This is a genomic window from Sutcliffiella sp. NPDC057660, assembly GCF_042800035.1.
Lineage (GTDB): Bacteria > Bacillota > Bacilli > Bacillales > Bacillaceae_I > Sutcliffiella_A.
Genome location: NZ_JBHVHV010000022.1, coordinates 55,842 through 81,771 on the forward strand (window position 1 = coordinate 55,842; position 25,930 = coordinate 81,771).

At 45.5% G+C, this 25,930-nt stretch carries 31 protein-coding genes, 1 riboswitch and 1 other annotated feature; of the genes, 22 read left to right on the forward strand and 9 right to left on the reverse strand.

Annotated features, from left to right (window positions below; translation table 11 throughout):
* Positions 1 to 21: 21 nt before the first annotated feature.
* Entirely contained in the window at positions 22 to 474 is a 453-nt protein-coding gene (locus tag ACFVAD_RS21385; RefSeq protein WP_386645000.1) for a DinB family protein, read from the reverse strand.
* A 181-nt stretch (positions 475 to 655) separates the two neighbouring features.
* Between ACFVAD_RS21385 and ACFVAD_RS21390 the strand changes: the two genes are divergently transcribed.
* The 3 genes from ACFVAD_RS21390 (at position 656) to proS (ending at position 3,625) form a co-directional block, all read left to right on the forward strand.
* Positions 656 to 1,132 (forward strand): hypothetical protein, encoded by a 477-nt coding sequence (locus ACFVAD_RS21390; protein WP_386645003.1) that lies wholly within the window; start codon positions 656 to 658, stop codon positions 1,130 to 1,132.
* A 4-nt stretch (positions 1,133 to 1,136) separates the two neighbouring features.
* Positions 1,137 to 1,898 carry a kanamycin nucleotidyltransferase C-terminal domain-containing protein gene (locus ACFVAD_RS21395; protein ID WP_386645006.1) on the forward strand — a complete coding sequence of 254 codons (762 nt, stop codon included), beginning with the start codon at positions 1,137 to 1,139 and terminating at the stop codon, positions 1,896 to 1,898.
* 45 nt (positions 1,899 to 1,943) lie between these two features.
* Positions 1,944 to 2,152 (forward strand) — a binding site (T-box leader).
* Between the two features lie 42 nt (positions 2,153 to 2,194).
* Complete coding sequence (gene proS, locus ACFVAD_RS21400) at positions 2,195 to 3,625, forward strand: proline--tRNA ligase (protein ID WP_386645009.1); 1,431 nt, start codon at positions 2,195 to 2,197, stop codon at positions 3,623 to 3,625.
* Positions 3,626 to 3,928: 303 nt separating this feature from the next.
* On the opposite strand, the gene ACFVAD_RS21405 is transcribed toward proS, so the two are convergent.
* Positions 3,929 to 4,840 (reverse strand): ketopantoate reductase family protein, encoded by a 912-nt coding sequence (locus tag ACFVAD_RS21405; protein WP_386645011.1) that lies wholly within the window; start codon positions 4,838 to 4,840, stop codon positions 3,929 to 3,931.
* Positions 4,841 to 5,033: 193 nt separating this feature from the next.
* Here ACFVAD_RS21405 and ACFVAD_RS21410 point away from each other — a divergent pair, with 193 nt between their 5' ends.
* Entirely contained in the window at positions 5,034 to 6,041 is a 1,008-nt protein-coding gene (locus ACFVAD_RS21410) for a serine hydrolase domain-containing protein (protein WP_386645014.1), read from the forward strand.
* A gap of 46 nt (positions 6,042 to 6,087) precedes the next feature.
* On the opposite strand, the gene ACFVAD_RS21415 is transcribed toward ACFVAD_RS21410, so the two are convergent.
* Entirely contained in the window at positions 6,088 to 6,897 is an 810-nt protein-coding gene (locus ACFVAD_RS21415; RefSeq protein WP_386645105.1) for an SDH family Clp fold serine proteinase, read from the reverse strand.
* Positions 6,898 to 7,268: 371 nt separating this feature from the next.
* Here ACFVAD_RS21415 and ACFVAD_RS21420 point away from each other — a divergent pair, with 371 nt between their 5' ends.
* A complete protein-coding gene (locus ACFVAD_RS21420; protein ID WP_386645016.1) occupies positions 7,269 to 8,030 on the forward strand; it encodes a class I SAM-dependent methyltransferase in 762 nt (253 codons plus the stop codon).
* 44 nt (positions 8,031 to 8,074) lie between these two features.
* On the opposite strand, the gene ACFVAD_RS21425 is transcribed toward ACFVAD_RS21420, so the two are convergent.
* Positions 8,075 to 8,281 (reverse strand): zinc ribbon domain-containing protein, encoded by a 207-nt coding sequence (locus ACFVAD_RS21425; protein WP_224837938.1) that lies wholly within the window; start codon positions 8,279 to 8,281, stop codon positions 8,075 to 8,077.
* Positions 8,282 to 8,472: 191 nt separating this feature from the next.
* Positions 8,473 to 8,578: riboswitch (SAM riboswitch) on the forward strand.
* Positions 8,579 to 8,718: 140 nt separating this feature from the next.
* Between ACFVAD_RS21425 and ACFVAD_RS21430 the strand changes: the two genes are divergently transcribed.
* The 4 genes from ACFVAD_RS21430 to ACFVAD_RS21445 are packed head-to-tail and all read left to right on the forward strand — an operon-like array spanning position 8,719 to position 11,835.
* Complete coding sequence (locus ACFVAD_RS21430) at positions 8,719 to 9,288, forward strand: carboxymuconolactone decarboxylase family protein (protein ID WP_386645019.1); 570 nt, start codon at positions 8,719 to 8,721, stop codon at positions 9,286 to 9,288.
* A gap of 14 nt (positions 9,289 to 9,302) precedes the next feature.
* Entirely contained in the window at positions 9,303 to 10,124 is an 822-nt protein-coding gene (locus tag ACFVAD_RS21435) for an ABC transporter permease subunit (RefSeq protein WP_386645022.1), read from the forward strand.
* Entirely contained in the window at positions 10,124 to 10,843 is a 720-nt protein-coding gene (locus tag ACFVAD_RS21440; RefSeq protein WP_386645024.1) for an ATP-binding cassette domain-containing protein, read from the forward strand. Before ACFVAD_RS21435 ends, ACFVAD_RS21440 begins: the two co-directional genes overlap by 1 nt.
* A gap of 2 nt (positions 10,844 to 10,845) precedes the next feature.
* Positions 10,846 to 11,835, forward strand: coding sequence for an aliphatic sulfonate ABC transporter substrate-binding protein (locus ACFVAD_RS21445; protein WP_386645027.1), 990 nt, complete (start codon positions 10,846 to 10,848; stop codon positions 11,833 to 11,835).
* Positions 11,836 to 11,879: 44 nt separating this feature from the next.
* On the opposite strand, the gene ACFVAD_RS21450 is transcribed toward ACFVAD_RS21445, so the two are convergent.
* The gene (locus tag ACFVAD_RS21450; RefSeq protein WP_386645030.1) at positions 11,880 to 12,704 is read right to left on the reverse strand and encodes a MerR family transcriptional regulator; all 825 of its coding nucleotides are present in this window, start codon (positions 12,702 to 12,704) and stop codon (positions 11,880 to 11,882) included.
* A gap of 151 nt (positions 12,705 to 12,855) precedes the next feature.
* On the opposite strand from ACFVAD_RS21450, the gene corA reads away from it, so the two are divergent.
* Positions 12,856 to 13,815, forward strand: a complete 960-nt coding sequence (gene corA, locus ACFVAD_RS21455; protein WP_386645033.1) for a magnesium/cobalt transporter CorA — start codon at positions 12,856 to 12,858, stop codon at positions 13,813 to 13,815.
* Here corA and ACFVAD_RS21460 read toward each other — a convergent pair.
* Positions 13,808 to 13,981, reverse strand: coding sequence for a hypothetical protein (locus ACFVAD_RS21460; RefSeq protein ID WP_386645036.1), 174 nt, complete (start codon positions 13,979 to 13,981; stop codon positions 13,808 to 13,810). The genes corA and ACFVAD_RS21460 overlap by 8 nt on opposite strands.
* Positions 13,982 to 14,097: 116 nt before the next feature.
* Between ACFVAD_RS21460 and ACFVAD_RS21465 the strand changes: the two genes are divergently transcribed.
* The 5 genes from ACFVAD_RS21465 to ACFVAD_RS21485 all read left to right on the forward strand — a co-directional run bounded on the left by ACFVAD_RS21465 (position 14,098) and on the right by ACFVAD_RS21485 (position 19,108).
* The gene (locus tag ACFVAD_RS21465) at positions 14,098 to 14,796 is read left to right on the forward strand and encodes a response regulator transcription factor (protein WP_386645039.1); all 699 of its coding nucleotides are present in this window, start codon (positions 14,098 to 14,100) and stop codon (positions 14,794 to 14,796) included.
* On the forward strand, positions 14,789 to 15,802 hold the full coding sequence (locus ACFVAD_RS21470; protein WP_386645042.1) for a sensor histidine kinase: 1,014 nt from the start codon (positions 14,789 to 14,791) through the stop codon (positions 15,800 to 15,802). Before ACFVAD_RS21465 ends, ACFVAD_RS21470 begins: the two co-directional genes overlap by 8 nt.
* Positions 15,803 to 15,880: 78 nt before the next feature.
* Complete coding sequence (locus ACFVAD_RS21475; protein ID WP_386645045.1) at positions 15,881 to 16,651, forward strand: ABC transporter ATP-binding protein; 771 nt, start codon at positions 15,881 to 15,883, stop codon at positions 16,649 to 16,651.
* Positions 16,641 to 18,611: an ABC transporter permease gene (locus ACFVAD_RS21480; RefSeq protein WP_386645048.1), complete on the forward strand. Its 1,971-nt coding sequence runs from the start codon at positions 16,641 to 16,643 to the stop codon at positions 18,609 to 18,611. Before ACFVAD_RS21475 ends, ACFVAD_RS21480 begins: the two co-directional genes overlap by 11 nt.
* A gap of 158 nt (positions 18,612 to 18,769) precedes the next feature.
* A complete protein-coding gene (locus ACFVAD_RS21485) occupies positions 18,770 to 19,108 on the forward strand; it encodes a hypothetical protein (RefSeq protein ID WP_386645051.1) in 339 nt (112 codons plus the stop codon).
* 36 nt (positions 19,109 to 19,144) lie between these two features.
* Here ACFVAD_RS21485 and ACFVAD_RS21490 read toward each other — a convergent pair whose 3' ends face one another.
* Positions 19,145 to 20,449, reverse strand: coding sequence for a uracil/xanthine transporter (locus ACFVAD_RS21490; protein ID WP_386645054.1), 1,305 nt, complete (start codon positions 20,447 to 20,449; stop codon positions 19,145 to 19,147).
* 253 nt (positions 20,450 to 20,702) lie between these two features.
* Here ACFVAD_RS21490 and ACFVAD_RS21495 point away from each other — a divergent pair, with 253 nt between their 5' ends.
* The gene (locus tag ACFVAD_RS21495) at positions 20,703 to 21,575 is read left to right on the forward strand and encodes a LysR family transcriptional regulator (protein WP_386645057.1); all 873 of its coding nucleotides are present in this window, start codon (positions 20,703 to 20,705) and stop codon (positions 21,573 to 21,575) included.
* A 338-nt stretch (positions 21,576 to 21,913) separates the two neighbouring features.
* On the opposite strand, the gene ACFVAD_RS21500 is transcribed toward ACFVAD_RS21495, so the two are convergent.
* A complete protein-coding gene (locus ACFVAD_RS21500) occupies positions 21,914 to 22,084 on the reverse strand; it encodes a hypothetical protein (RefSeq protein ID WP_386645060.1) in 171 nt (56 codons plus the stop codon).
* 236 nt (positions 22,085 to 22,320) lie between these two features.
* Between ACFVAD_RS21500 and ACFVAD_RS21505 the strand changes: the two genes are divergently transcribed.
* Genes ACFVAD_RS21505 through ACFVAD_RS21530 form a run of 6 tightly spaced genes read left to right on the forward strand, consistent with a single transcriptional unit; the run spans position 22,321 to position 25,074 of the window.
* Entirely contained in the window at positions 22,321 to 22,512 is a 192-nt protein-coding gene (locus tag ACFVAD_RS21505) for a hypothetical protein (protein WP_386645063.1), read from the forward strand.
* A gap of 6 nt (positions 22,513 to 22,518) precedes the next feature.
* Positions 22,519 to 22,854 carry a YdbC family protein gene (locus tag ACFVAD_RS21510; RefSeq protein ID WP_386645066.1) on the forward strand — a complete coding sequence of 112 codons (336 nt, stop codon included), beginning with the start codon at positions 22,519 to 22,521 and terminating at the stop codon, positions 22,852 to 22,854.
* Entirely contained in the window at positions 22,851 to 22,997 is a 147-nt protein-coding gene (locus ACFVAD_RS21515; RefSeq protein WP_386645069.1) for a hypothetical protein, read from the forward strand. Before ACFVAD_RS21510 ends, ACFVAD_RS21515 begins: the two co-directional genes overlap by 4 nt.
* 2 nt (positions 22,998 to 22,999) lie before the next feature.
* Positions 23,000 to 23,542: a GNAT family N-acetyltransferase gene (locus ACFVAD_RS21520; RefSeq protein WP_386645072.1), complete on the forward strand. Its 543-nt coding sequence runs from the start codon at positions 23,000 to 23,002 to the stop codon at positions 23,540 to 23,542.
* Positions 23,543 to 24,760, forward strand: coding sequence for an MFS transporter (locus ACFVAD_RS21525; RefSeq protein ID WP_386645075.1), 1,218 nt, complete (start codon positions 23,543 to 23,545; stop codon positions 24,758 to 24,760).
* 5 nt (positions 24,761 to 24,765) lie between these two features.
* Entirely contained in the window at positions 24,766 to 25,074 is a 309-nt protein-coding gene (locus ACFVAD_RS21530; RefSeq protein WP_386645078.1) for a DUF962 domain-containing protein, read from the forward strand.
* Between the two features lie 44 nt (positions 25,075 to 25,118).
* Here the strand turns inward: ACFVAD_RS21530 and ACFVAD_RS21535 are convergent, their stop codons facing one another.
* Positions 25,119 to 25,535: a GNAT family N-acetyltransferase gene (locus tag ACFVAD_RS21535; protein ID WP_386645081.1), complete on the reverse strand. Its 417-nt coding sequence runs from the start codon at positions 25,533 to 25,535 to the stop codon at positions 25,119 to 25,121.
* Positions 25,536 to 25,930 lie beyond the last annotated feature (395 nt).

Genomic DNA, 25,930 nt, shown 5'->3' on the forward strand with positions numbered 1-25,930 from the left:
CGGCAACAGGCAGAAAAAGTTTCAAAGGATGGCTTTGATTTGGTCAGCGTGATGGTTATCATGTTTGGCAAGTTCCGTAAAATAATCCGATAGTCTTATAGTAGTCGTACCGATTGTAATCTCCTGCTCCCAATAGTGCGCCTCGATTTGCCCGATCTCCTCCAACAGCTGCCTCCTAGTAGAAAGAAAGCGCCGGATGGTCACTTGATAATCTTCTCTTCTCGCATCCTTGGCCCCGAGTTCGTTTACCACTTTCGGGTTTGGTGCTGCCGGTAATGTTTCGCCAGTCAGAAAATAAGGTATTCTCTTATGTAGGACAAATTCATCCCATGGAATCAGATGGCCGATCACTTCTGCGACGGTCCATTTTTCATGTGAAATGGGTGCTCTCCATTGAGGTTCTGAGAGGTCGCCCAGTGTTTGTACCCAGTTCATGAATTGTTGATGGTGCTGGATGATTTGTGCTTTGGTCATGTGCGGTCCCTACTTTCATTTTCAGATTGGAGGAATGCCTCGCCTCCCTACTATTCTAGTTATACGGAACTATAAATGTAAAGTTTCAAAAAATCTGAAAATAAGGAAGCTATCCCTCTCCATTTTCAGGAAATTATGTTAAGATTTTAAACGAGCGCATTTTTAAAAAGGAGGCAATCTGATGAGTGCCGCAAAATGTAAGGGCTTTATTTTTATTGTCCTGTTCGCATTCCTGCTGGGTGGCTGTAGTGCAGATCCGCAAACGAGCGAGCCCATGGAGGTAAGCCTTAACGAAATGACCTTTTCGGTGGAAGGGGACGAGGAACTGGGCCATCAGCTTTTGACATATGATATCACCTTGACCCATAGTAAGGGGCTTGCGATAAATGTAGATAGCATCGAACCGCTGATTGCCGGTTGGATTGAAGAAAGAATGCTGGACCACGAGATTGTGGAACTGGAGAAGCTCGAAGACAACGACCTAAGAATAAAAGGCACGGTTATGTTTGATTCCAATGAACTATCAAAAGAAGAAATGCTGGAATTGGCCAGTCAGGATGAATCGGTACAGGGAATCCTTTTTCGAACGGTTGCAGGAGCAAGCTATCAGGCCGTGAAAATAGGGACGAAGACAGAATTGATTGAGATTGGGGATTAAGAGCATGCTGGCATACCCTTCACCTACAACGAGGGAAGAGAAGATGAACATGATCCGGACTATAACAGATCGATTGATGAAAAGATATGGGGAGGATATCATAGCGGTAGGTGTGTACGGCTCCACTGCTTATCAAAAAGAGGGCCTTTATTCCGATATAGAGATGCACGTGGTGACAAAGGACGGCGTATCGATTCCGGGTCATGAATTCATTTACGGCAAGTTCAAACTGGAGCTCAGCTGCCGCGAAAAGAGCAAGCTGTTTGAACGGGCAAGAAGGATGGATGATAACTGGTCCATCTGGGCAGGATCATTCGTCAATGTTTTAGCTATCCATGATCCGGAGGGGATTTTTGCTGAGTTGAAGGAAGTACCGTTTCAGGCATCGGAGGAATCGGTGCGGGACATGATGCGGATATTCATGATCTGGGAGCCGTATGAAACGATGGGCAAAATCAGGAACAATTATGAAAATGGGAATTCTAGCTATATTCAGCTTGGAGCAAAGGATCTGGCCTGGCAGACCGCAAAATTGGTCGGGTTGGCCAACCGTACATACTACACAACAAGAGCTCGGACCTATGAGGAGTCTCTGCATTTGAAATCAAAGCCGAATGGCTACCGGGAGCTTGTGGAGTTTCTTGAAGCTGGGGATCTTCGCGATAATGAAACTCTCTATATACTCTGTGAGAATTTATGGTCGGGCCTGAATGCTTGGTTTGAGGAGCTTGGCATCGACTACATGACGAACGAGCTTCCTTTTTAGGAATATTGACAATACATACCAAAGTGGATATAATCTTTTCAAATAATGAAAACGTGGAAGAGGACTAGTAGGATGGTCGCGTCTATTTAGAGAGGGTGCTGATTGGTGAAAGGCGCCTATGGATGTTCATTCGAACCTGCCTCGGAGTTCTGTATCGGATAAGTGTGAAGATGCAGCGGTTCAAAACCGTTACCATGGAAGAGTGTAAAGCGATGCTTTGAATGAGGGTGGTACCGCCAGAAATGGTCCCTTATACGAGCGTGGCTTTTTTTATTTTGATAAAAGAGGTGTTTGCGATGAGCAAGAAGTTTGTAGAGAGAATTACCGGAATGGATGAGGATTTCGCACAGTGGTATACCGATGTCGTGACGAAGGCGGAGCTTGTGGATTATTCAAGTGTGCGCGGCTCGATGATCATCCGTCCTTATGGCTATGCACTATGGGAAAATATCAGGAATGAACTGGACCGCCGCATCAAGGAAACCGGCCATGAGAATGTGTACATGCCGCTTTTCATTCCGGAGAGCCTGCTGCAAAAAGAGAAGGACCATATCGAAGGCTTTGCGCCGGAAGTGGCTTGGGTGACACATGGCGGCGATGAGAAGCTTGGAGAGCGTCTGGTCGTGCGCCCGACATCCGAGGTGCTTTTCGGGGAGCACTACAAAAATATCATCCATTCCTACCGCGACCTGCCGAAGCTGTACAATCAATGGGCGAACGTGGTGCGTTGGGAGAAGACGACCCGTCCATTTCTTCGTACACTAGAGTTCCTGTGGCAGGAGGGTCATACGTGCCATGAGACAGAGGAGCTTGCCCAGGAGGAAACGGTGAAGATGCTCGAAGTGTATGCGGAGATCTGCGAAAAGTTCCTCGCGATTCCGGTCGTGAAGGGGCAGAAAACAGAGAAGGAAAAGTTTGCCGGAGCGAAGCATACGTATACGATCGAAAGCTTGATGCATGACGGGAAGGCGCTTCAGTCCGCGACGTCCCATCATCTTGGGGACGGTTTTGCGAAGGCGTTCGGCATCCAGTTCCTCGACCGCGAAGGAAAGCAGCAGTATGTGCAGCAGACCTCATGGGGCTTTACGACGCGCATCATCGGCGCCATGATCATGGTCCACGGTGATGACCGGGGCTTGGTCGTTCCACCCCGAATTGCGCCAACCCAGCTGATGATTGTTCCGATTGCACAGCATAAAGAGGGAGTGCTTGATTTTGCCTACGACTTGAAGGAGCGTCTGGATGCACAGTTCCGCGTCGGCATTGATGCGAGCGACAAGAAGCCAGGCTGGAAATTCAATGAGTATGAAATGAAAGGAATTCCACTTCGCCTCGAGGCTGGTCCTCGTGATATCGAGCAGAACCAGGTCGTGCTCGTGCGCCGTGATACGGGTGAAAAACTGACGGTATCGGTGGATGGATTGGAAGCGACCATTGCTTCGGTGCTTGAGGATATCCAAGCGAGCCTGCTGGAAAAAGCAAGACAGCATCGGGAGGAGAAGACAAGCGTCGCCGTGACCTTTGACGAGTTCAAGACGCAGCTCGAGGAAAAAGCGGGCTTCATCAAGGCGATGTGGTGTGGCGAGCAGAGCTGCGAGGACAAGATCAAGGAAGAAACAAGTGCAACCTCGCGCTGCATGCCGTTTGAGCAGGAGAGCTTGGCGGATGAGTGCGTGTGCTGTGGTTCGAAAGCGAAGCATATGGTGTATTGGGCGAAGGCTTACTAAAAGAATGATGGCGACCTCCCGCGCTTTTTGTGTGGGAGGTCGCTTTTTTTGGTCGGAATACGGTTTTGGGTAACTTGTTTTTTTCCAGTTATTGTATAGATGACAGATTAAAGCAAAAAGTGGACAGATTAAGGTGGGTTTTGGACAGATTACTGCATGAAGTGGATTGATTATGCATGATTTTGGATCGATTAACCATCGTTTTGGATCGATTCGTAATTTCAACCAAAGTCAAACCCCTTTATTACCTGCTTATAATTAAAAGAAGGGTGCCCCTGTCCGCCAGGAAGCACCCTTTTCACGCTATTGTCCTTCATAAATACGCAAATTGGCGTAGATTTTCTCCAAAGTCGGTACGGAAATCTCTTTGTCTGCCGCAAGCCCAAGCAGATAACCGAAAAAGTGGTCCGCTTCAACCGGTAATCCTTTTTCCATGTCACGCTGCATGGAGGATTTCATGCCAGCTTCGATGCTGTGGAGCTTGTCCCAGTTCAGGTCCACGATATTTTCCGCAATCGGGGCATTGACACTGCGCATCACGGCCGCCACTTCATGCAAGGTATCTTTTACCGTAGCAGCGCCCAGAGAATCTTCCCTGATTGGCCCTATCGGGGAGCGGAACAGAGTCGTCACACCTGCCAAAGTGGCGATAAACAGATACTTATGCCACATATCCCGGTTGATATTTTCAGATAGGACAAAATTGCTCTTCGTACCACCAAACACTTCAGCAAGCTTCATCACACGTTCGGTCTGTTCTCCCGTGCGCTCGCCGAATACCAGATCATGGATGCCACTCGTCTGCACGATGCTGCCCTCTGCATCCAGCGTCGATTCCACAAAGCACAAGCCGCCGAGGACATTCTTTTCATCAAAAGCGGTAACGAGCTTTTCCACATGTGATATGCCGTTCAACAACGGAACGATCATCGTCCCAGGACCGACATACGGTTTGAAATCCTCCACTGCTGCCTCCAAGTGATAAGCCTTCATGGATAATAAAATGACGTCATAGGCTTCCACCTGTTGACCGCTTGTAAGGAGAGAAGGCTGCAACACTGCATCCCCATGTACACTTTTGACAACCAGGCCGGTCGCCTCCAGCTGTTTTTTCCGCTTCTCCCTTACCAAAAACGTCACGTCTTCGCCTTTTTCCAACAGCCTGCCGCCAAAGTAGCCGCCGACTGCCCCTGCACCAACAACAAGTATTTTCATAGAGAGTTCCCCCTTTGATATTCTATATTTTCTATTGTATCAGGTAATGGGATGAACTGTTGCGGAAATGATTCGCAATATTTAGTATGTTGCCAGAAGAGAAAGAAGAATAATATGGTAATATTGTTAGTGAGTCCCTAACCAATTAGTAGTTGCATTAGCCATTGGAACAAACAATAGGATGTGTGAGTAAATGAAGATAAATAGTGTGATAGAGGAAAAAGCCAGGGAAATTGATTTTTCTGGTGTAGTATGGATGCAGGACAAAAATGGAGATGTATATAGTTCTGCCTACGGATATTCCAATCGGTCTGATAGATTGCCAAATAAGGTGGAAACCAGGTTCGGGATTGCTTCGGGCTGCAAGCTTTTTACCGCCATTGCAATCGGACGGCTGGTACAGGAAGGGAAGCTGGGTTTCGAGACGAAAATCAGTGATGTTCTAGAGTACGATTTTCCTGAATTTGATAAGAGTGTGACCGTTCATCACCTGTTAACCCATACCTCAGGAATACCGGATTATTTTGACGAAGAGGTAATGGAGGATTATGAGGATCTGTGGAAAAGCAGGCCCATGTATCAAATAAAGCAATTGGAAGATTTTTTGCCAATGTTCCAGCAGGGTAAAATGATGTTTCCGCCTGGTGAGAGATTCCATTACAATAATGCCGGATTTGTTTTATTGGGCATGGTGGTTGAACGCGTCACCGGTGAAAGCTTTACGCATTATGTCGAGGAGAATGTATTTCTTCCTTGTGAAATGAAGGGCTCAGGATATTTCTCCTTCGATCAATTACCTGCCGACACTGCGACAGGCTATATAGACAACGAAGATGGAACCTGGAGAAGCAATATCTATTCAGTACCTATCAAAGGTGGAGCGGATGGCGGTGCTTATGTAACAGCACCAGATATGGGGAAGTTTTGGACAGCCTTAATGGGACGGAAATTATTGAATGAAGAAATCACAAGCCGGCTTTTGACCCCGCATGTAGAGGTGGGGGCAGATAGATATTATGGGTACGGTATCTGGATCGACAAACGAAACGATAGCATATATAAGTATCATGTTATGGGATATGACCCCGGTGTAAGCTTTGCCTCTGGTTACTATCCGGCTACAGGTAACATATTGGTTATTCCATCGAATAAAGGTGTAGGGCCACATAAGTTGATGGCTGTCATTGAAAAAAATTTGTGAAAATAAAGAAAGGCATGTCTCCCAAGCTGACATGCCTTTCTTTTCATCAGGATAATAGTTTCGCCTTCGTAAACCTCTCATTTTCATCTATCCAACCCTCATATTCCTTGGTGTTGATACAGACTGTCTTTCCGTATTCATTCGATTGAATAAGCGCCTTCACCTTTCCTCGTTTATTTTCATGGTTATTCAGATCGAGTTCCTTAGAAATGTCCTCAAAAATAGATAAGATCAGATTTTCTTCCGCTTTGGTGGGATGGATAACGTTAAGTCCTATGCGTTTTACCTCATCCCTATAGAATCGAAAGTTATGATGGGTATTGGATTCCAGGAAATGATGGATGATTTCTTCCGGTGGACGGCTGCTGCGGGTGCCAAGCAGGTGAGGGGCATACGTCCTTATCTGTGAGACGGTTCTTTCCGCATGTCCGATCAGTAAGGGGTGGACCTGACTTTCAATAAGCGCATGTAACGACTGTGTTTGATCATTAGTGGACATGTTCGAATTTTCATGAGCAATGGACTTAAAATAGTTCATATCGCGCCAGCTAATATTCATGCCATCGTTAATACGTTCATTCCGGACAGATGGATCAAACGGGCTTAAAGATGCCTGTTTGGTCATGAGCAGTTGGCTTGCACCAAGTGACAGTAGTGTTCCTGCACTATGGGCTACATTCGGGATGATAATCTCAAACTCTTTGAAATACTGCTTGATCAGATTCACTATATTAAATGCCGTGGTAGTATCCCCGCCGCCAGTTCGCAAAAATAGAGATAGCCGTTCCGATTCATCCATAGCCTCGAGATGCCTAGCCAGCGGCTCCAGGACATCTTCATAAATACCGCTAACCATCACGAGGATGCTTGTGCCCCGCTAGCTTTCCAAGGATTTGATATATTGTGATCTCATTGTTTTTCCCCCATTAAAAAGTGCTTGTTCGAATTTCCGGATAGTACCTGTATATGTTGAAAAAGTAAAATGTAGAACTTTTTCAATACTATTAATATCGTCAAATTTCCAGATAGCTAAAACATCGAAATATGGTAATATTTACAGAATAGGTACAGTAAGCGGCAGAAAACATTCGAAAGTTTTGATAGGATTAGGAGAAAAAAGAAAGGACTGCAGAATATGAATCTATTGGAGCATGATATATAAGACCGTTCTCGCGGACCTCCGGCGGGCAATCCTACACAAAGCATAATAAAATTGGAGGTAATCGCATGTTAAATGACAAATCATTCATCCACTATTTAAAAGAGGCCGAACAGGATTTTTCGGGTTGGGATTTTTCTTATGTGACGGATACAGGACGCATGGCTGCAAGCCTACTATCCTGGTCTTACGGCAGCATGGCGAAAAAGCTGATCACAGAAGCGACAAGCTTGCTCGATATGGGAACAGGGGGCGGAGAGCTTCTTGCCAAACTCCAGCCGTTTCCACAATCCGTGTTCGCAACGGAAGGTTACAAACCCAATTTTCCCATCGCCACAAAGCGGCTAGGCCCATTGGGAGTAACCGTGGTCGAGATAGAGGAGGACAATCTCCTCCCTTTTGCAAAAGGTCAGTTCGACCTCATCATCAACAAACATGAAGCCTATTCTGCACCCGAGGTAAGAAGGGTCATCTCGGACAGAGGGATTTTTCTGACGCAGCAGGTCGGAGGGGCGGATTGTGCCGAAATCAATGAAGCGCTCGGGATACCGTTGAACGACGAGTATCTCCACTGGCAGCTGGACTTCGCTAAAAGAGAGCTTGAGGAGAATGGTTTTCGTATAACTTTATTCAAAGAGGAATCGCCTATCCAGCGTTTTTATGACGTGGGGTCATTGGTTTATTATTTGAAGGCCATTCCTTGGCAGCTACCGGACTTTGAGGTTGTTAAATATAAGGAACAGCTTTATAGCATCCACCGCAGCATCGAGTCAAAGGGTTATTTTGATGTCACGCAGCAGCGGTTCATCATAAAAGCTGAAGCAATCTAAGAGGAGGGCGTCTCCATTGTTTGGGACGCCCTCTTTAAAGAAACTCACCCACCAAAAAAGAAATCCAACACATTCGAAGCTGTGGAAGTGTCCTTATTATAGAATTCCGAGTAGCCGCAGTTCTTGCAGAATACGACGATGAAGCGGTTATGCTGGATATCGAACATTTTGGAAAGCCCTGTTCCGGTTGTGGCGATTTCTTTTGTTCCTGCGTTGGTGGATCCGCATTTGATACAGCCTTTTTCTTTCATGTAAAATTCCCCCTTAAATAGTTTTCCTTCTACTAGTAGTTAGTACGCAGAGAGTGGAAGGAGGTTTCGTACTGAAATGATAAATAGTTATAAAAATTGAAAAAGTTCTTGTGAAGTAAATAAATACCTGTTAAGCTAATAAACAATTAAACTTACCTGTTAACTACGAATTAAATTAAATTATGATTTACTTCTTATTAAGAGAGGTGGAGGGTCTGGCCCTGCGAAACCTCAGCAACCGCAATCGAATGATTGAATGGTGCTAATTCCAACAGAGCATGCTCTGGAAGATGAGAAGGGGATTTTTTTGATAAACCCTCTTCTTATTTATTGGAAGGGGGTTTTTTTATTGGGGGGAATAGTGCATATCTTAAACCAACCAAACATATAAGTTTAATTATATTTTGATGCTCGAAAAAATGGAGGGGGAAAACAATTTGTCAACATATCAAGAGGTTCGCAGGAATCTAGGAGAGGCTCTGAAAAAAGCGCCGAAACCATTCAGAAAATACCGCAATTTTGCAGATGAAGTATGGTCTGAAGGTTCACTTGATTCAAAGACCAAGGAAATCATTGCGGTAGCAGTAACTCATGTAACAAAATGCAGCTATTGTGTGGATTATCACACAAAAAAAGCCAAAGAGGCAGGAGCCTGTGTAGAAGAACTGGTGGAGGCTGCGGTACTATCGGCATCGATACAGGCAAATCCTTTACTCGACGATGAAGAGAACATTCGAGTGTTTTCTTCCAAAAGTGCAGAAGAGTTCTTTACATATCCAATAACCGAGGATTGTTTTCACCTGGATAGAAAAACGAAGATCTTAATAGGGTTATCCATCAGCTACGCCTTGAATAACCGCTACAGTATCTCGTTGTTCAGGGAGCAGGCAGTAAATTGGTCCATCAGCGAAGAGGAAATCAAGGAAACAAGCAGTATTGCATCCGCCCTGTTAGCAGGTGCAGCTATCAGGCACATCGATGAAGTATTGCTTGCTTATGGTGAATAACAGGAGGAATTCAAATGTGGAAAGGAAAGAATAATAGATTTGTGAATCATGTTCTCCCCTGGCTGGTCCCAATCATCTTTATCGGAGTGTGGCAGGTGCTCGGGCAGGCAGGTTATATCGCCAAGAACTTTTTGCCAACCCCATTAAGTGTGGTAGAAGGAGCAATCAGGCTCACCAGGTCAGGTGATCTTTTCGATTACATAGCGGTGAGTACAGGAAGGGCATTGATAGGGTTTTTGATAGGAGGCTCGATTGGGTTTGTACTTGGTCTGGTGAATGGAACCTTCTTGATTTTTGAAAGACTGTTCGATACTTCCATCCAAATGATCCGTACCATTCCCCACTTGGCTTTGATCCCATTGGTCATCATCTGGTATGGGATCGGGGAGGAGGCCAAAATATTCCTGGTAGCCCTTGGTGTCGCTTTTCCCATTTATTTGAATACCTTCCATGGAATCAAAAACGTGGATAAGGGACTGCTTGAAATGGGACGCATCTACCGTCTTAAGCCATTGCAGCTGTTCACGAACATCATTCTACCAGGAGCATTGCCTTCGATACTGGTTGGAGTGAGATATGCCCTGGGGATCATGTGGATGTCGCTGATTGTGGCGGAGACGATCGGTTCTGATTCCGGAATCGGCTATATGGCAACCTCGGCAAGGGAATTTGTGCAGATGGACATTGTGATATTGAGTATCATTTTATATGCGTTGTTAGGGAAGCTGTCAGACTACATCGCGACCATACTTGAACGAAGGTGGCTGCAATGGCATCCCAATTTCTTCAAAAGCAAGAAACGTTCGACAAGAAAGTTGAAAAGGAGAGCGTTATAGTGGCAGGAGTAGAGATCAATATTAAAAATCTGGACAAAAGCTTTGGTTCGTTGAAAGTGCTGCAGAATATCGATTTCCATGTGAAAGCAGGAGAGTTTGTAGCCATTGTGGGTAAGAGCGGCTGTGGGAAGAGCACCCTCCTTCGAACGATAGCGGGATTGGAGAGCATAACAGGGGGAGTCATCACCTTCAACAGCAAAGAGGTAAAAGGAGTGCAGGAAACAACAAGAATGATGTTCCAGGATGCGAGGTTGCTCCCATGGAAAGACGTGCTGACCAACGTCAGGGTAGGAAATTCCGATCGCACCAAAGCGGAGCAGGCTTTGGGCAATGTTGGCCTGCTTGAAAAAAGCAGCGAGTGGCCAGGGGTTTTATCCGGCGGACAGAAGCAGAGGGTATCACTTGCACGGGCTTTGGCAGGAGATCCGGATCTGATTCTATTTGATGAACCGCTGGGTGCACTGGATGCCTTAACAAGAATTGAAATGCAATCACTGATTGAACAGCTTTGGAAGCAGCAGCGCTTCACCTCGATATTGGTGACACATGATGTCAGTGAAGCGATCATTCTCGCTGACCGGGTCGTCCTGATAGAAGATGGAGGGATCTCCTTGGATGTGAAAATTGATTTGCAGCGTCCCCGTGTAAAGGATGCGAGGTTTACAGATTACGAGAACATGATTCTTGAAAGAATTTTGGATAAGGGAGAAGGAGTGTAGAGATGAAGAGAATTTTATTAGCAATAATTGCGATTGCAAGCTTATTGGTAGCAGCAGCGTGTGGTTCCTCGGACAGTACGGGAGGGGATGCATCTGGTGCAGGGAAAAAGGTGATCATCGGCTATCAAAAAGGCAACACGCTGAACATTCTTAAAGCAAGGGGGAATCTGGATGACAGACTGAAGGAAGAGGGCTATGAAGTAGAATGGAAGGTCTTTACCATCGGAACAGCCTTGCTGGAAGCATTGCATGCAGGGCATATAGATTTCGGCCATGCTTCAGATGCGAATAGTGTCTTTTCCCAAGCAGGTGGAAAGCCGATTCAATATGCAGCTTCCGAAACGCCCTATCCTAAAGGGGTCGCCCTTGTAGCGAAGAAGGATTCAGGACTTGAGAGTGTTACAGATTTGAAAGGTAAAAAAGTAGGCGTGACAAAAGGCGGGAACATGCATTATCTTTTGCTGAAGGCACTGGAGAAAGAGGGATTGTCGGAAAGTGATGTAGATGTTGTCTACTATGCGGACGCCGCTGAAGGATCAGCCGCTTTTTCATCCGATAAGATCGATGTCCTGGGAACATGGGATCCTTATCTATCCATTGTTGAAAGTTTGTTTGATACAAGAACAATTGTGAATGGAGAAGGGTTAACGGAGAATAGAACCTTCTATTTCGGTTCTGAAGAGATTTTGGAAAACAATCCGGAGCTTGTGAAAATCATTTTGGAAGAATTGGAGAAATCCAACCAATGGGCAAACAAAAACAAAAAAGAGGTAGCCGAAATTCTTGCGAAAGAGCTTAATCTCGATGAAAAACCATTGATTAACGCAAATGAAAGAAGGGACTTCGGCGTATTGAAAGTGGACGAAAACGCCATAAAGGTTCAACAGGATCTGGCGGACACCTTCCACGGAATCGAACTGTTCCCGAACGGAATAGAGATATCGGATGCAGTGGAACTTAATCCGGATTGGCTCCCGGAAGGAATAGAATAAACAAGAACAAAGAACCCACTGAATGTTCAGTGGGTTCGTTCTTGTTATTCAATCGGCACCTGCAGCTCAGTCACATACTCACTCGTATCCTCCGTCACCCAGTCCCCTTTATGATAGATCTCCCGCACAGGACCACTCACGCTGTAGCGGTTCTCCGCAATCCACTCAAACAAGGCACGCGATGTTTCTCCAATAGTGGAAAAAGGTCCTTTATGCACCACACAAGCCATTTTTTCCACGGCAGGCAGTTCGTGCACTTTCACGGTCGCATTTCCGGGTATCACCTTCGTGATCGGCTCTGCAACCTCCAAATCGATTGCAGAATCAGTATGAACATACAAACCTGAATGGTAAATCGTCATACAAGGTATGGTCCGCTTGGCTTCTGAACGGTCAATGTGATCGTTTACCTGTCCCCACAGCCTTTCGCAAAATGCATCAAAGCTCTCTTCTTTAAACTCTTCCCTGATGGACGCCACTAATATCGGCTCCACTTTTTTAATTGAGATGTCATTCATCATCGGTACCCCTCCGTTTTTTATGAGAAAAATGTTGGTACGGAGACGTTCGAGTCTGTTGGTTTCCTGTTCGAGCTGTTTTTCCAGGGATTCGGCTTTCGATTCGAGCATAGGGATGAGTTCCTTGGTGACCGGCGTGTCCCCAAGGACCTTCCCGATTTCCCCAAGTGAAAATCCCGCATCCTTAAGCGCGGCGATTTTATTGATGAACACCAGCTGCCCCGCGTCATAATAACGGTAATTGGTATGCGGATCGACAAAGCCTGGCTCTATCAAGCCGATGCTCTCATAATGGTATAACGTATGAATTGACAGGCCACTCATCTTAGCAAATTCCCCGATTTTAAACATGCTTCCACTCCTCCAAACAGACTTTACAGATGTGCACCTCTGCCGTCTATCTTAAGTATAGGGCCTAGGGTTACCCAAGAGTCAACGCCTGATTTAAAATTTCCGGAAAAGGGGTATAAGTAAAGGAAAGAAACAGCGAGAGGAAGATACTGTGATACGAATTGCGGGAATGACAAAGGATCATCATTTAAATAAAGATATATCGATCGACAACTTGGATATGAACGCCTATAAATGGGTGTGGGTGGACTTTGACCAGCCTACAGAAGCGGAAATTGGGCACCTGGAGACTACTTTCCATTTTCATCCCCTGGCGATTGAGGATTGTATACATAGACTGCAGCGGCCGAAGCTGGATTATTATGAGGACCATACGTTTTATGTGACACATTGCATCGAGGAAAAGGATGAAGAAATCACCAAAGAGGAACTGAATTTCTTTTTGGGAGATAAGTATGTCGTCACCTTCCATCATGCCCCTTCTAAAGAGGTGGATGAGGTGTGGGACAATTTGATGGCGAGTCCGAAAAACGTAAAAAAATGGGATGAACATTACGTTTTCTATGAAGTCCTGGACAATGTCGTAGATAATTATTTTCCATTCCTTTATAACATGGAGGATCAGCTGGACAAGATCGAGGACAATACCCAGAACAAGTCGATGAACCAACTGATGGAGGAGCTGTTCGATACGAGGTATGCGTTGTTGAACTTGAGGCATACGATCAATCCGATGCGCGATCTGCTTTACCGGATGCTGAATTCGCATCGCTTGAGTGGCGTTTTGAAAAGAAAAGAATATTTCTCTGATATCTATGACCACCTTCTCAAGCTCTCTGAAATGGTGATGAACAACAGGGAGTTGACGGCAGATATCAGGGACAATTATCTTTCCTTGAACTCTCATCAATCGAACAATGTCATGAAGGTCCTCACCATCATCACGTCCATCTTTGCACCGTTAACCTTTATTGCTGGGATCTATGGAATGAACTTCGAGAACATGCCAGAGCTGAGATATCATTACGGATACTTTGTCGCGCTTGGTGTCATGGCGGTCATGGGTGTGAGCCTGTTCATCTGGTTCAAGATGAAGGGATGGTTCAAGTGACATTGACGAGCCACTCTGTAAATTGAAAAATAATCGACGAGGGCTGCCTGGTAAAGGTGGTCTTTTTTATGTGCGGATCCAAAACCGGGAGATTCGGATCCGAAAATGCGGATACCGGATCCAAAACAGGACAATCCGGATCCAACGTTCCATCGAAAGGATCCAATCGGGCAAAAACCTCCACAATTTTCTCAAACCCTGATAAGTTTCTGTTAAAATATACCTGTAGCACAAGTCTACCAATCTACAGGAACCATGCTTTTTAAAAAAAGGAGTTTAACCATGCACAGATTGATGCTTATTGAAGATGATGGGCAGCTGAGTGAGCTGATAAGCGGCCATTTGGGACGGTACGGGTATGAGGTGCATGCACCGACGGATTTCCGGAATATCGTCTCGGAATTTACGGCTGTTCAGCCGGATCTAGTTTTATTGGATATTAATCTGCCATATTATGATGGTTATTTTTTATGCAGGAGCATTCGCCAGCAGTCGAAGGTGCCGATCATCATCATTTCTGCAAGAAGCTCGGAAATGGATCAGATTATGGCGATCGAGCTTGGTGCCGATGATTATATAACAAAGCCTTTTACGTTTGAGATTCTCCATTCGAAGGTGAAAGCAGCGATACGACGGACATATGGGGAATATGCAGGACAGGACAATTCAAATGTGTCGGTGGGATCGCTGAGCGTGGATAATCACACGCTTAGCGTAAATTTCAAAGATAAGAAGCTTGATCTTAGCAAAAACGAATTTAAGCTATTGAAAAAGTTGATGGAAAAGCATCATACATATATTTCGCGGGAGGCCTTGATGGAAGAAGTGTGGGACACGTTGACGTTTGTCGATGATAATACGTTGACGGTCAATATGACGCGGATCAAGCAGAAGCTCGCATCGCTCGGCTTGCCGAACGTAATAACCAGCAAGAGAGGGGTGGGCTATATGCTGAATGTTCCGGGTGAATCCAATGATTAAGTTGGTTTTCATGAAATACCTAAAAGACCGAATGCTCCTCATCCTTTTTTACCTCCTCAACATGGCAGCTGTCATTACCTTTTTCCATCTAAGCGAACCCGCAAACACGGAGCTTTGGTACCCGCTGTCGATAGGGGGCTTCCTGCTGGTTGTCTACCTGGTCGTGGATTGGTTCCGCTATTATCAACCAAGTCAGGCGCTCGAGCAGATGCTCCAAAATCAATATGCGGAGTATCAACCGCACACAGAAGAACAGAAAACATTTCAACAATGGATGAGCAAGGCGAACCATGAGCATTCAAGAGAGATGAACGACCTAAAAGAACAGAATAAGGAAAGACTCTATTTTCTTTCCCATTGGATACACCATCTCAAGACGCCGGTTTCCGTGATGGAATTGATAGTCCAGAATGAGAAGGATACACAGGATAACCCGGCGGTGCTGGAGAAAATCCAGCTCGAGAACAGACGGTTACATACTTCCATTAAACAAGGGTTGACGATGATCAGGATGGATAGCTTTGAAAATGACCTGGAAGTCCAGGGGGTGGACCTGCTTTCATCCTTGCGAAAAATCATCAATAGTAGAAAAAGTGAGTTTATCTATCATTCTCTTTTTCCGGTGATTGAGTGTGAGGAGGAGGCATCTTACATCATCACCGATCCAAAGTGGAATGAAGTGATGGTGGAGCAGATCATCTCCAATTCGATTAAATACTCGACCATGAAAAAAGGCACCAAAAAACTGCGGCTCGTCGTAGCCAAGGAAGGTACAGACACGCTGCTTTCCATTATAGATGAAGGGACGGGTATTCCGTCCTATGACGTGGAGCGGGTGTTTGAGCCGTTTTTCACAGGAGAAAATGGGAGGAAGTTCCGGAACTCTTCAGGCATCGGCCTTTACCTCTGCAGGAAAATTGCCGACAAGCTGAACCACACGATCAGCATCGAATCGGAAGCAAAAAAAGGAACCACGGTCACCATCCGATACCTTACAAAACTGTAAGGTATTTTTAGTGGGGAAAATGGTTGCAACTGTATGTACCCTTTAAAATGAAAATAGAAAGAAGAGGGGGACATTGAAATGACAGAACCAATCTTAAAAGCCAGCAAGCTAGTCAAAATATATGGGGAATCCAGCGGCGAAGGCTCCACAAAAGCGATTGACGGGGTGGACCTGTCGATAAATAAAGGCGAGTTCATCGCGATCATGGGGCCATCCGGGAGCGGCAAGACGACACTGCTCCATTGCTTGAGCGGCATCGATAAGCCGACTTCAGGCGAGGTGGAGATCAAGGGACGCGTGATCAGCTCCATGAGCGGAGAGGAATTGGCACTATTCCGCCGCAGGGAGCTTGGATTTGTTTTTCAGGAATTCAATCTTCTGGACAGCCTGACGGTAAGGGAAAATATCCTCGTCCCGATGGTGCTGGAGAAGAGGAATGCAAAGGACATGGAGGAAAAAGTGAATGAGCTCGCCCATCTATTCGGGATCAATACCATCCTGAGCAAATACCCTTTCAAAATTTCCGGGGGTCAGCAGCAGCGGACAGCTGTCAGCAGGGCGCTTGTGAACGATCCCGGCCTTGTTTTTGCCGATGAACCGACCGGCAATCTCGATTCCAAATCTTCCTCGGTCATCATGGAGTGCTTCGAGAAAATAGTGGAGGAGCTTCAAACAACGGTCTTGGTGGTCACGCATGACGTGTTTGCGGCGAGCTACTGTCGCAAAGTGGTCTTTATAAAAGATGGGCGAATTGATTCCTATATCGTAAGAAAAGGTGACAGAAAAGAGTTTTTGGACCAGATCATGGATAACCTTGCCGTGCTTGGAGGCAGAAGCCATGACCTTTAATCAGCTTGTCTGGAAGATGGCTAAACAGAATAAGGGGAAATACATTTTTTACTACTTATGCAATAGTTTCGCTGTCATGTTCTTCTTCATGTATGCCACGGTTTATTTTAACGAGAAGATAGTAGAAGTAAAGGAGCTGGAATCGATCCAGGACGCACTTGCCATTCCGGGGGTGGCACTGATCGTCTTCACGGTCTTTTTCATCAACTATGCCCACAGGGTTTTCACGAGGAGACGGCGGAAAGAATTCGGATTGCTGATGACCCTGGGCATGTCCAACCGGGATATCGTGAGGCTCCTGCTGGTTGAAAATGGCGTGATCGCGGCAGCCTCCATTGCAAGCGGGCTATTGGCCGGGACGGTTTTTTCAAGACTGTTCTTTCTGATATTGATGAACAGTGCCGGGATGGGGCAGGTACCGTTTCATCTTTCCTTCGAGATGTTCAGCTATTCCATCGCAGCCTTCTTAATCGTATTTCTTATATCTGTTGGAATCACGCTTTACCTTACGTTATTCCGATCGCTTTCAGATAGCCTGAAAAGCGACCGAGTTGCCGATACGATCATGCTGCGAAGCCCTTTGCTTGGCGGATTCGGGGTCGCGCTCGTCATCGGCTCGGCACTGATGCTCTATTTCAACTATCTGAATGAGTCAAATCCGGGTGGTGATGGACTGACCCTCTTGGTTTGGACCATCGCGCTCTTGTTTGGCCTCTATATCGCGCTTTCGCAATCGATGAGCTTCTTAATTGAAATGGCGAAGAAACATAAACCCTTCTATTATCGGAAGCTATTATTTTTGACGAGTCTGGAATATAAATTTAAGCAGCTTACTGCGATCCTGATGCTGGTGACAGTCATGGGAATGGTGACGATTTTCTACACGACGTTACTCTTGTTCATCTATTCGGGTACAGAAAAACAGGTGGTTGAAAATCACCCATATGACATTGCGTTTGTAGAGACGGAAACGAAAAACATCCTATCGGAGGAAGAACTAGTTTCCCTATTGGATGAAGAGGATAATCCCATTAAGGAACATATTGCGATAGAGCTATTCGACTACTATGAACAGGATGCAGTTTGGGAGGAGATAACCAACCGCTATACATTCATGCGCATATCTGATTTTAATCGATTAACAAATATGGACAAAAAGGTAGGGGATGGAGAATACCTCTACTTCCACAATCAACTGCTTGAATATGCCGGTGGGATCAACATTTTTGAAAATGGCCTCTCTCTTGATAACAGGCAGATCACCTTGTCCTTCAAGGAAAAGATCGTGGAAAAAAAGCTCAATAGCTTGAATTATGATTTTTCGGAGTTTGTGGTTGTCAATGATTCGGAGTTTAATAAGCTGAAGCCCAGGTTGGCTATGGAAGAAGCAGTCATCCATCTAGTCAATGTGGAAAATTGGAAGGATTCATCCTCTGCCGTGGAGGATTTGACGCAAAAATTGGAGGACAGCAATAACTCTACCCCACCGTACGGCAATGAACGCTTTTCCTATATGGCGGAAGAGGACCTCTTCCAGCCTGCATCCAAAATAGCAGATTACAACTACCAACGAAACTCCAGCGGGATCATGTTCTTCGTCTCCACCTTTATCAGCGTGCTCTTCTTCTTCGGTTCGTTCATCTTGCTTTATCTGAACGTCTTTTCCAATATCGAGCAGGATAAAGAGAAATATCGCAAGTTGCATAAACTCGGAATTACGAAAAAGGAAATCCAGCGCCTCATCGCGGGTGAGCTGAAGGTGCTGTTCTTCTTCGCACCGCTGCTCGGAACGGCCGTAGCCTTCCATTACATTGTCGTGTTTGCCAAGGATGCGGGGGGAATCATGCAGAACCCAAGCTTTTTCCTACACTTCCTCACGATTGCGGGCATCTATCTCGTAATTCAGACAGGGTACTATTTTTACTCGAAAAGGAAGATGATGAGGCAGTTGGAAATATAGCTGTAGAAAAACGGGCACAACCTGATTGGCGGGTTGTGCTTATTTGCATGGAATCCCTTTGTAAAATGACATTTTTCCCTGCAAATCATTCAGAAAAAGGAAGCCGATTCGTGTATACAAATGTGCTATAATCGAAATATAAAAGGGAGGTGTGAAAAATGGATAACGAAAAAATGTTAAAGGTAATCATGGAGCGGATGGATAATCGATTCGATAGGATAGATCGGCGCTTAGATGCGATGGACAATCGATTGGATGCGATGGCCAATCGATTGGATGGAATGGCCAGTCGATTGGATGGAATGAACAGTCGGTTAGATGGAATGGATCAGAAGCTTGACAGAATTGAAAAAAACCAGCAAGAAGATATTCAAAGTATGCTGGGATTGATTAATGGTAAAGTGGATCGCATTTCCTATGAGCTTGATTATCTTAGCGAAAAGACCGGCAGGCATGATACCAAAATAAACACTCTTGAAAAGAAAATCACGACATGAAATCGGTACAAAAAAAAGCCTGAGAAACAACATTTCTCAAGCTCTCCTAACTTCCTTATCCTCAAACTGTCCCCAATTCGTGACTTTTTCCAACACGATGGAGAGCAGTACCCCCATGATCAATCCGTTTGTCAAAAACGGCTGCAATAATACGGGCATCGGTCCAAATACGGACGGTGACGTATTCATCAGGCAAACTCCCAACAGTACCGGAGCTGCAAGACGGAAGATCGTATCCGAATTGAACACCGCTCCACGCAAGCTTCCATAAGCAGTACCGAACAACTGCAGATATGCCACAAACAATACCGCATTCCCGACAGTCATCGGCATCGTTACGAGGAACGAGGTCAATGGAGGCAGCAGCCCGATCACAGCAAGCAGCATCCCGCCTATAAAGAACGGCCGCTTATCCAAAATGCGTGTACTTTGTAAAAATCCAATGGTGGAAGTGAATGGCGTGTACGGTACAAGCCCGAACAAGGACGCCACCATCGAAAATAATCCTGTAAAAAAGAACGAGTTCCGGAACTGGCCAGGATTTGCTTTTTCACGATAGAGCTCTGCTGCTGCCTGAACGGAAGCAATCGTGTTGCTCAGATTCAGCATGCCAGCGAAGAACGCAACGGCGATAATGCCATATTCCAGATTAGGTGCACCAAGTGGAAACAACCCGAAGGAAAAGGCCGCGGCTGGCGATTCCTGTCCGCTTTCCGGGAATAGAACCACATACAGAATCCATCCCACCACAATTCCAATCAGTATCGCAAAGTTCCCGATCACTTTTGGTGCCTTTATTTTCAGTACACTTACAAAGATAACAAGGAATAGAGATAGCAAGCTGACTCCTACGTTCATGGTGCCGTCGTCTGTAATCCCGAGCATCCCCTGGAAGAATACCATCATAAGCTGGAATGTCAGCAGGAATAAATAGACTGTCATTACCATCGGTGTGAAGATTCTTGGTAGGATGGTGGTCCAGCCGAAAAGGGCCATCAGCATCGTCACACCGCCAGCCAGCAGAAGTCCTGTAGCCAGACCGCCACCGATCTCCGTGAAGCTCATGCCAAGTGAAGAAGCAGTCAGGCCAAGGTTCAGCATCACGCCCCATAATAGACCGGAGTGCCCTTCCAATAACGGATAGCGGTGGCCCATCCAGCCCTGGAAAATGCACGCGAGACCAGTGAACAAGAGCGATGCACTCAGCATCATCCGGCTCGCTTCCGGTGAAACGTCAAAAGCCGCCCCAATCGACAGTGGGACGACTACCGTGTTGGCAAAAATAAAAAACAGCCATTGTATCGATGAAAAGACTGTAAAGGATGATAGCAGATTTTTCATAGTAAAACTCCTCTTTTATCTGTTTCCACAAAAACTTCGATTTCCTGAAGGGGGGCCACGCGTTTTTTCGAATCGTTTGAACCCCATATATTCACAAGTATTAAAATAAAAATCAATATCAAAAGAAATAGAATTGTTCGCATATATTCATCCTGCCTTTCCCCTAATATATGGTACCATATGTACAACTATATGTATGATATTTGTTTTGTTGAGAAATCATAGGTAAAACATATGATTAGGAGGGAGAACCATGGATATCCGGCAGTTGCGCTATTTCACTGTTATTGCGGAGGAGAAAAACATATCCCAGGCCGCCAGAAAACTGCATATGTCCCAGCCGCCGCTGAGTCAACAGCTGAAGCAGATGGAGGAGAATCTTGGTGTTGCGCTTGTCTACAGAGAGGGTAAAAAGCTCCATCTCACAGAAGCAGGGGAGAGGCTCTACCATCATGCGGTACAGATCACCAAGCTGATGGAGGAGGGCATGGAGGAAGTGAAAGAGGTGGGACAAGGACTGACGGGAGCGCTGAAATTCGGTGTGAACACACTGTCTGAAACCTCTCTGCCACAGCTTCTATTTGAATTCCGGGAGCAATACCCCGCCGTTACCTATGAAATCCACCAAAATGAGTCAGTGCAGCTTTTTCAGCTTTTGAGGGAAAGAGTAATAGATCTTGCAGTTATTCGTTTTCCTGTGCATTCCGAGGAGTTTGCTAGCATCATGCTGAAGACCGAGCCGTTCTATTTTGTAATAAGTGAGGTTTGGACCGGTGAGGTAACGCTCTCGAACATTGCTCAGGTGCCGCTCATTCTGCCTAGCACCAAAGGACAGGGACTTTATGACTTCACAGTTCAATCCTTTACTAAACACGGTCTGACTCCCAATGTTGTCTGTGGGTGCTCGGATCTGACTCTGCTTGCCAGGTTGGTCCAGCAAGGGTTCGGTGCGACGTTGGTTCCGGAGAATGCGATGCACGTGTTTTCGAAAACAGATGTTCATTCCTATCTCATGGAGGATGGGGAGCTTGTGTCCCAGTATGGAATTGCCTGGATGAAAAAGTATTATCTGTCCAATGTGGCGGAGCGGTTTTTGGAGATGTATCGGCGGAGTGTTGGTGGTTAGTTTTACTGGCTTAGGAAAGTTAAAATAACTGTCTGCAGCTAAATATTATTCGTTCTGAATCATGTTCATGTAATGTGCCTAACTTTTGCGTTAGTTCTGAACCATGTATGGAGATTATTTTTGAGGTTCGTGCTACTGAAGGTTTTAATAAGCCGGCGGTTTCCCAATATTATATACCTACGTCAAACCCATTCCTGGGAACTTTACTGGTGACAGGGGCAATAATAACATCGACATCAAGTGCCAATTCGTTTCCAACAATAATTACAGGGAGTTTTTTGGTTTGGAGGATATCCTTAAAAAGTACATTTGCCAGCCAAACATCGCTCTAAAAAAAACTATTTTTCATTATACACATCATCCTCCTCGTTATCCCACCACTCATAATTTTTACTTAGTAAAACAACATCTTTTGTCAGGTATTTTTCTTTAATTTTTTCTAATACCTCTTGTCTTTCACGTTCATCTAACCTATCAAGTTCTTCCATTATTTTTTCTGAGATAGACATGTATTTCACCTCCTCCATTCAATTACTACTATTATAGCTCATATATCTTAAGGAACAACCTTGGAGGTATGAACTTAAGACATTAAATTCCATTTTAAATCCTTATAACCGGTTCCGTGAGTCACATACTACTTTTTATCAATTAGTAAGCCGAAATTTACATTTTCTAGTGAAATTACCATTCTATTATGTTACATTTTTTAATATTCAATCATTTCTGGCTGAAAGGAGTCACGATGAAGCTTAGTGATAAGAAAAAAAGCGTTCAGTCGTTGTATCGTGAGAAGGTAAAGGCCAAGGAGAAGAAGAGTCAATTAGAAATTATGGTTATTTCCATTATAATCATCATTGCGCTGGGATTGGGAATTTTTTACGGAATCGGGCCGTTTGTGAAAAAGGATGATCCTGTCATTTACAAGGTGGAGTAGAACGGGGTGGAAGGTTTGCTGGTCAAATACATTAAGTGTGAGGTAGAGGAAGAGAAGAAATCTGCATTCTCGAAAGCCCAGGAGGAATGGGACCATCTGGCTGAGGTGGAAGGTTTTCTGGGACAGTTTGGTGGCTGGAGCGGGAGTGGTGAAGCGGTGATTTTCGGATTTTGGGAGAGCAGGGAAGCCTATCAGTATTTTATGGAGCATGTTCATGACACCATTTTTCTTGAAAACAAACAGGGCAAAACGTATCGTTCCATAACGGTCACGCTGTATGAGGGGGAAGTTTACAAGCAGGGATGGATAGACAATATCGGTTCGGCTGCAGGTTATATGTGAGCGATACCGCAAACGAGGAATCCGCTGTTACATTTTTTAATGAAAAGCGGGAAAGCCTTAGCATAGCATTTTCGGAAATGGATGGTGCAAGTGTAATAGACTTGGAGCCAAAATGGAATGTGATGAAAAAAGGAGAGAATTAATCATGGCAACTCTTGAGACAAAACGACTTATTCTGAGACCTGTACATACAGACGACGCAGCACGGATAGAGGAACTGGCAAGTGATTATGAGCTTGCAAAGACAACGTTGAATGTTCCGTCACCTTACCCGGAAGGCGGAGGAAAGGATTTCGTTGAAGTGTTCAGCAAAAAGGAAAATCTTGTGCTGTTCGCGATGGTGGAAAAAGAGAGTGATAGTTTGATAGGGCTGATTAATCTCAATCTGACTCCAGCCTATGAACGCGGGGAGCTTGGGTACTGGGTCGGTCGGCCTTACTGGGGCAGGGGATTTGGAACGGAGGCTGCTCAGGCGGTGACGGAATATGGCTTTGACGAGCTCAAGTTGAATAAGGTTTTTGCAGGGGCATACAGTGATAATCCTGGATCTTGGCGCATCATGGAGAAGCTCGGCATGACGCATGAAGGAACCTGGAAGCAGCATGCCAAGAGGTTTGGGCGCTACATTGACCTGACTTATTATGGACTTTTACGGGAAGACTACGAAAAAGCCAAAGCGGGTGAGTAGATGAAAAGCTGGAAGTTTCCTTTTCTGCTGCTTGCAGGAATCGGCGTGTCGTATCTGGGAAACTGGATTTACCTCATCGCTATCAATCTATCGATACTAGACCTGACCGGTTCGGCAGCTGCGGTTGCCGGACTTTACGTGATCCGGCCGATAGCGATCCTGATTACGAATACCTGGGCGGGGAGTGTCATCGACCGGGTCAATAAAAGGAAGCTGATGATAGGAGTGGATGTGGTACGGGGACTGCTTGTCTTCCTGATCCCGTTCATCGGGTCCTTGTGGGTCATATATTTTCTGCTATTGCTGATTAATATAGCGGGTGCTTTTTTCGGCCCGAGCTCTTCTGTATACATAACGAAATTGATTCCTGCGGCAGGCAGAAAACGGTTCAACTCACTGATGAGCATGACAAGCTCAGGCGCCTTTCTGTTGGGACCAGCGATTGCAGGGGTGCTTATCATGCTTGTGGGGACGGAGCTCTGCATTTTCATCAACTCGGCAACATTCCTGGTTTGTGCGTTCTTCATCTACCTATTGCCGGATGTCGATGATCTCGTAAAAGAAAAGCGGGAACATGTCACCTGGAGAATGCTTGTTGGAGACTGGCGGATTGTAAAAAAGTTTGCGCAGGGCGCCACCTACTTCATGGTCGTGTATCTTTTATTCCAGGGTGCGATGCTGACGGGATTTGCGCTCGATTCACAGGAGGTTACGTTCATCAAGCAGCATCTGTTGCTGACCGATCAGGATTACGGATTGATCGTGAGTCTGACGGGTCTTGGGGCATTAGCAGGTGCGGCGGTTGCTGCGATGGTGGCAAACAGGGTGCCGCTTCGGGTATATATCGGTGCGGGGATGCTTTTTACGAGCGTCGGGTATTTGTTGTTTTATGCATCCTTCAGCTTCTGGACGGCCACTTTGGCTTTCGTGTTTCTTGGATTTTTCATGGCCTTCGCGAACGCGGGCTATGCAACGTTTTTTCAACAGAGTGTACCTGTTGAGATCATGGGTCGGTTCGGCAGCTTGGCTGAAATGCTGCAGGCGATTGTGCAGATTGTGTTGACCTTGATACTTGGTGTCGCGGCAGATTGGTTTACGATCCAGACGGCATGCATCGTTTTCAGTGTTGCTGGGGTGGTATTGGCTGTGGGACTGGTTATCACGGTGTTGCTGCCGTCCAAACAGGTCCATTTTAACGAGGGGAAATTGGAGGCGTAGTAGGGATGAGGGAGCGTATTCGAAGTGACCTGATTAACTATCAGAAGGCGCACAGCAATAAGTGGAACCAAGTGCTGCATTACTTCGCGTTCCTGTTTGCGTTTCTGGCGTGGATTTTCCTGTTTATCAATGTTTACGTGACAATCTGTTTGGCGGTGCTGCATTACCTTTTTTCGTGGATTGGTCATTTCTACTTTGAAGGAAATAAGCCAGCCTCGTTCAAACGGCCGTGGCTTGGGTTTTATGCGGGGTTTACTTGGTTTTTTATGAGGAGTTTCGAATTGGTGACGGGGAGAAGGGTGTTGCCGAAATAATGGAGGAAACGCTTGGGAGATGGGATCCCAAGCGTTTTTGCGTTCTATGGCTTTACTTTGAACATTCCTGTCATATTTGGAGCATAATTTTTAAAATCATACTTTTTATAAAAATCTCCTTTTCCCTCAGCGGCGAACAATCCGATAAATGCTTTAGTTGGAGCATGTTCATCTATATTTTTCATTAAATCGTCCATAATGGCTTTACCTATTCCGTACCCTTGGTAATCAGGATGAACCACAATATCCTGAACATAGAAATAGATGGCACCATCCCCTACAATCCTACCCATACCGATTATTTCGTTCTTGTCCTTCACAACAACAGAATAGAGTGAATTTCGAAGAGATGTTTCCGCAACATCAAAGTTCATATAATCTTTCCATCCGACACTTGAACATAAGTAAATGTATTCATCCAGTGTTGGATATGTATTTTTTAGAATCTCATATTCTATCATCCAGTTGTCCTCCTTTTCATTCGCATCTATTACTTATTATTCAGGGAATCTAAAAATCCTTCATGGTTGTCTTATATATTATAGGCTGATGGAGGGGGATGGTACCGTCACGGTCGGGTGAAGGCAGGAGGGGCGGTGCGAAAGAGAGGGGTTTGTACCGTGACTTTGGTGGAATGGTAGGACAGGCGGTGCGAAAGCCCGGGAATGATTCCCCCACCCCAGTATACCCGCCCGAATGAAGAAATCAAAAGCCCAGAATGATGCGCTCACCTCAGGAAACCCGACCAAGTGAAGGAATCACCTCGGTTGAGACCACCAAACCCGGAAACCGAGAGAATGGTGGTATCAAAAGCTGCGGTTGAGACCACCAAACCCGGAAACTGAGAGAATGGTGG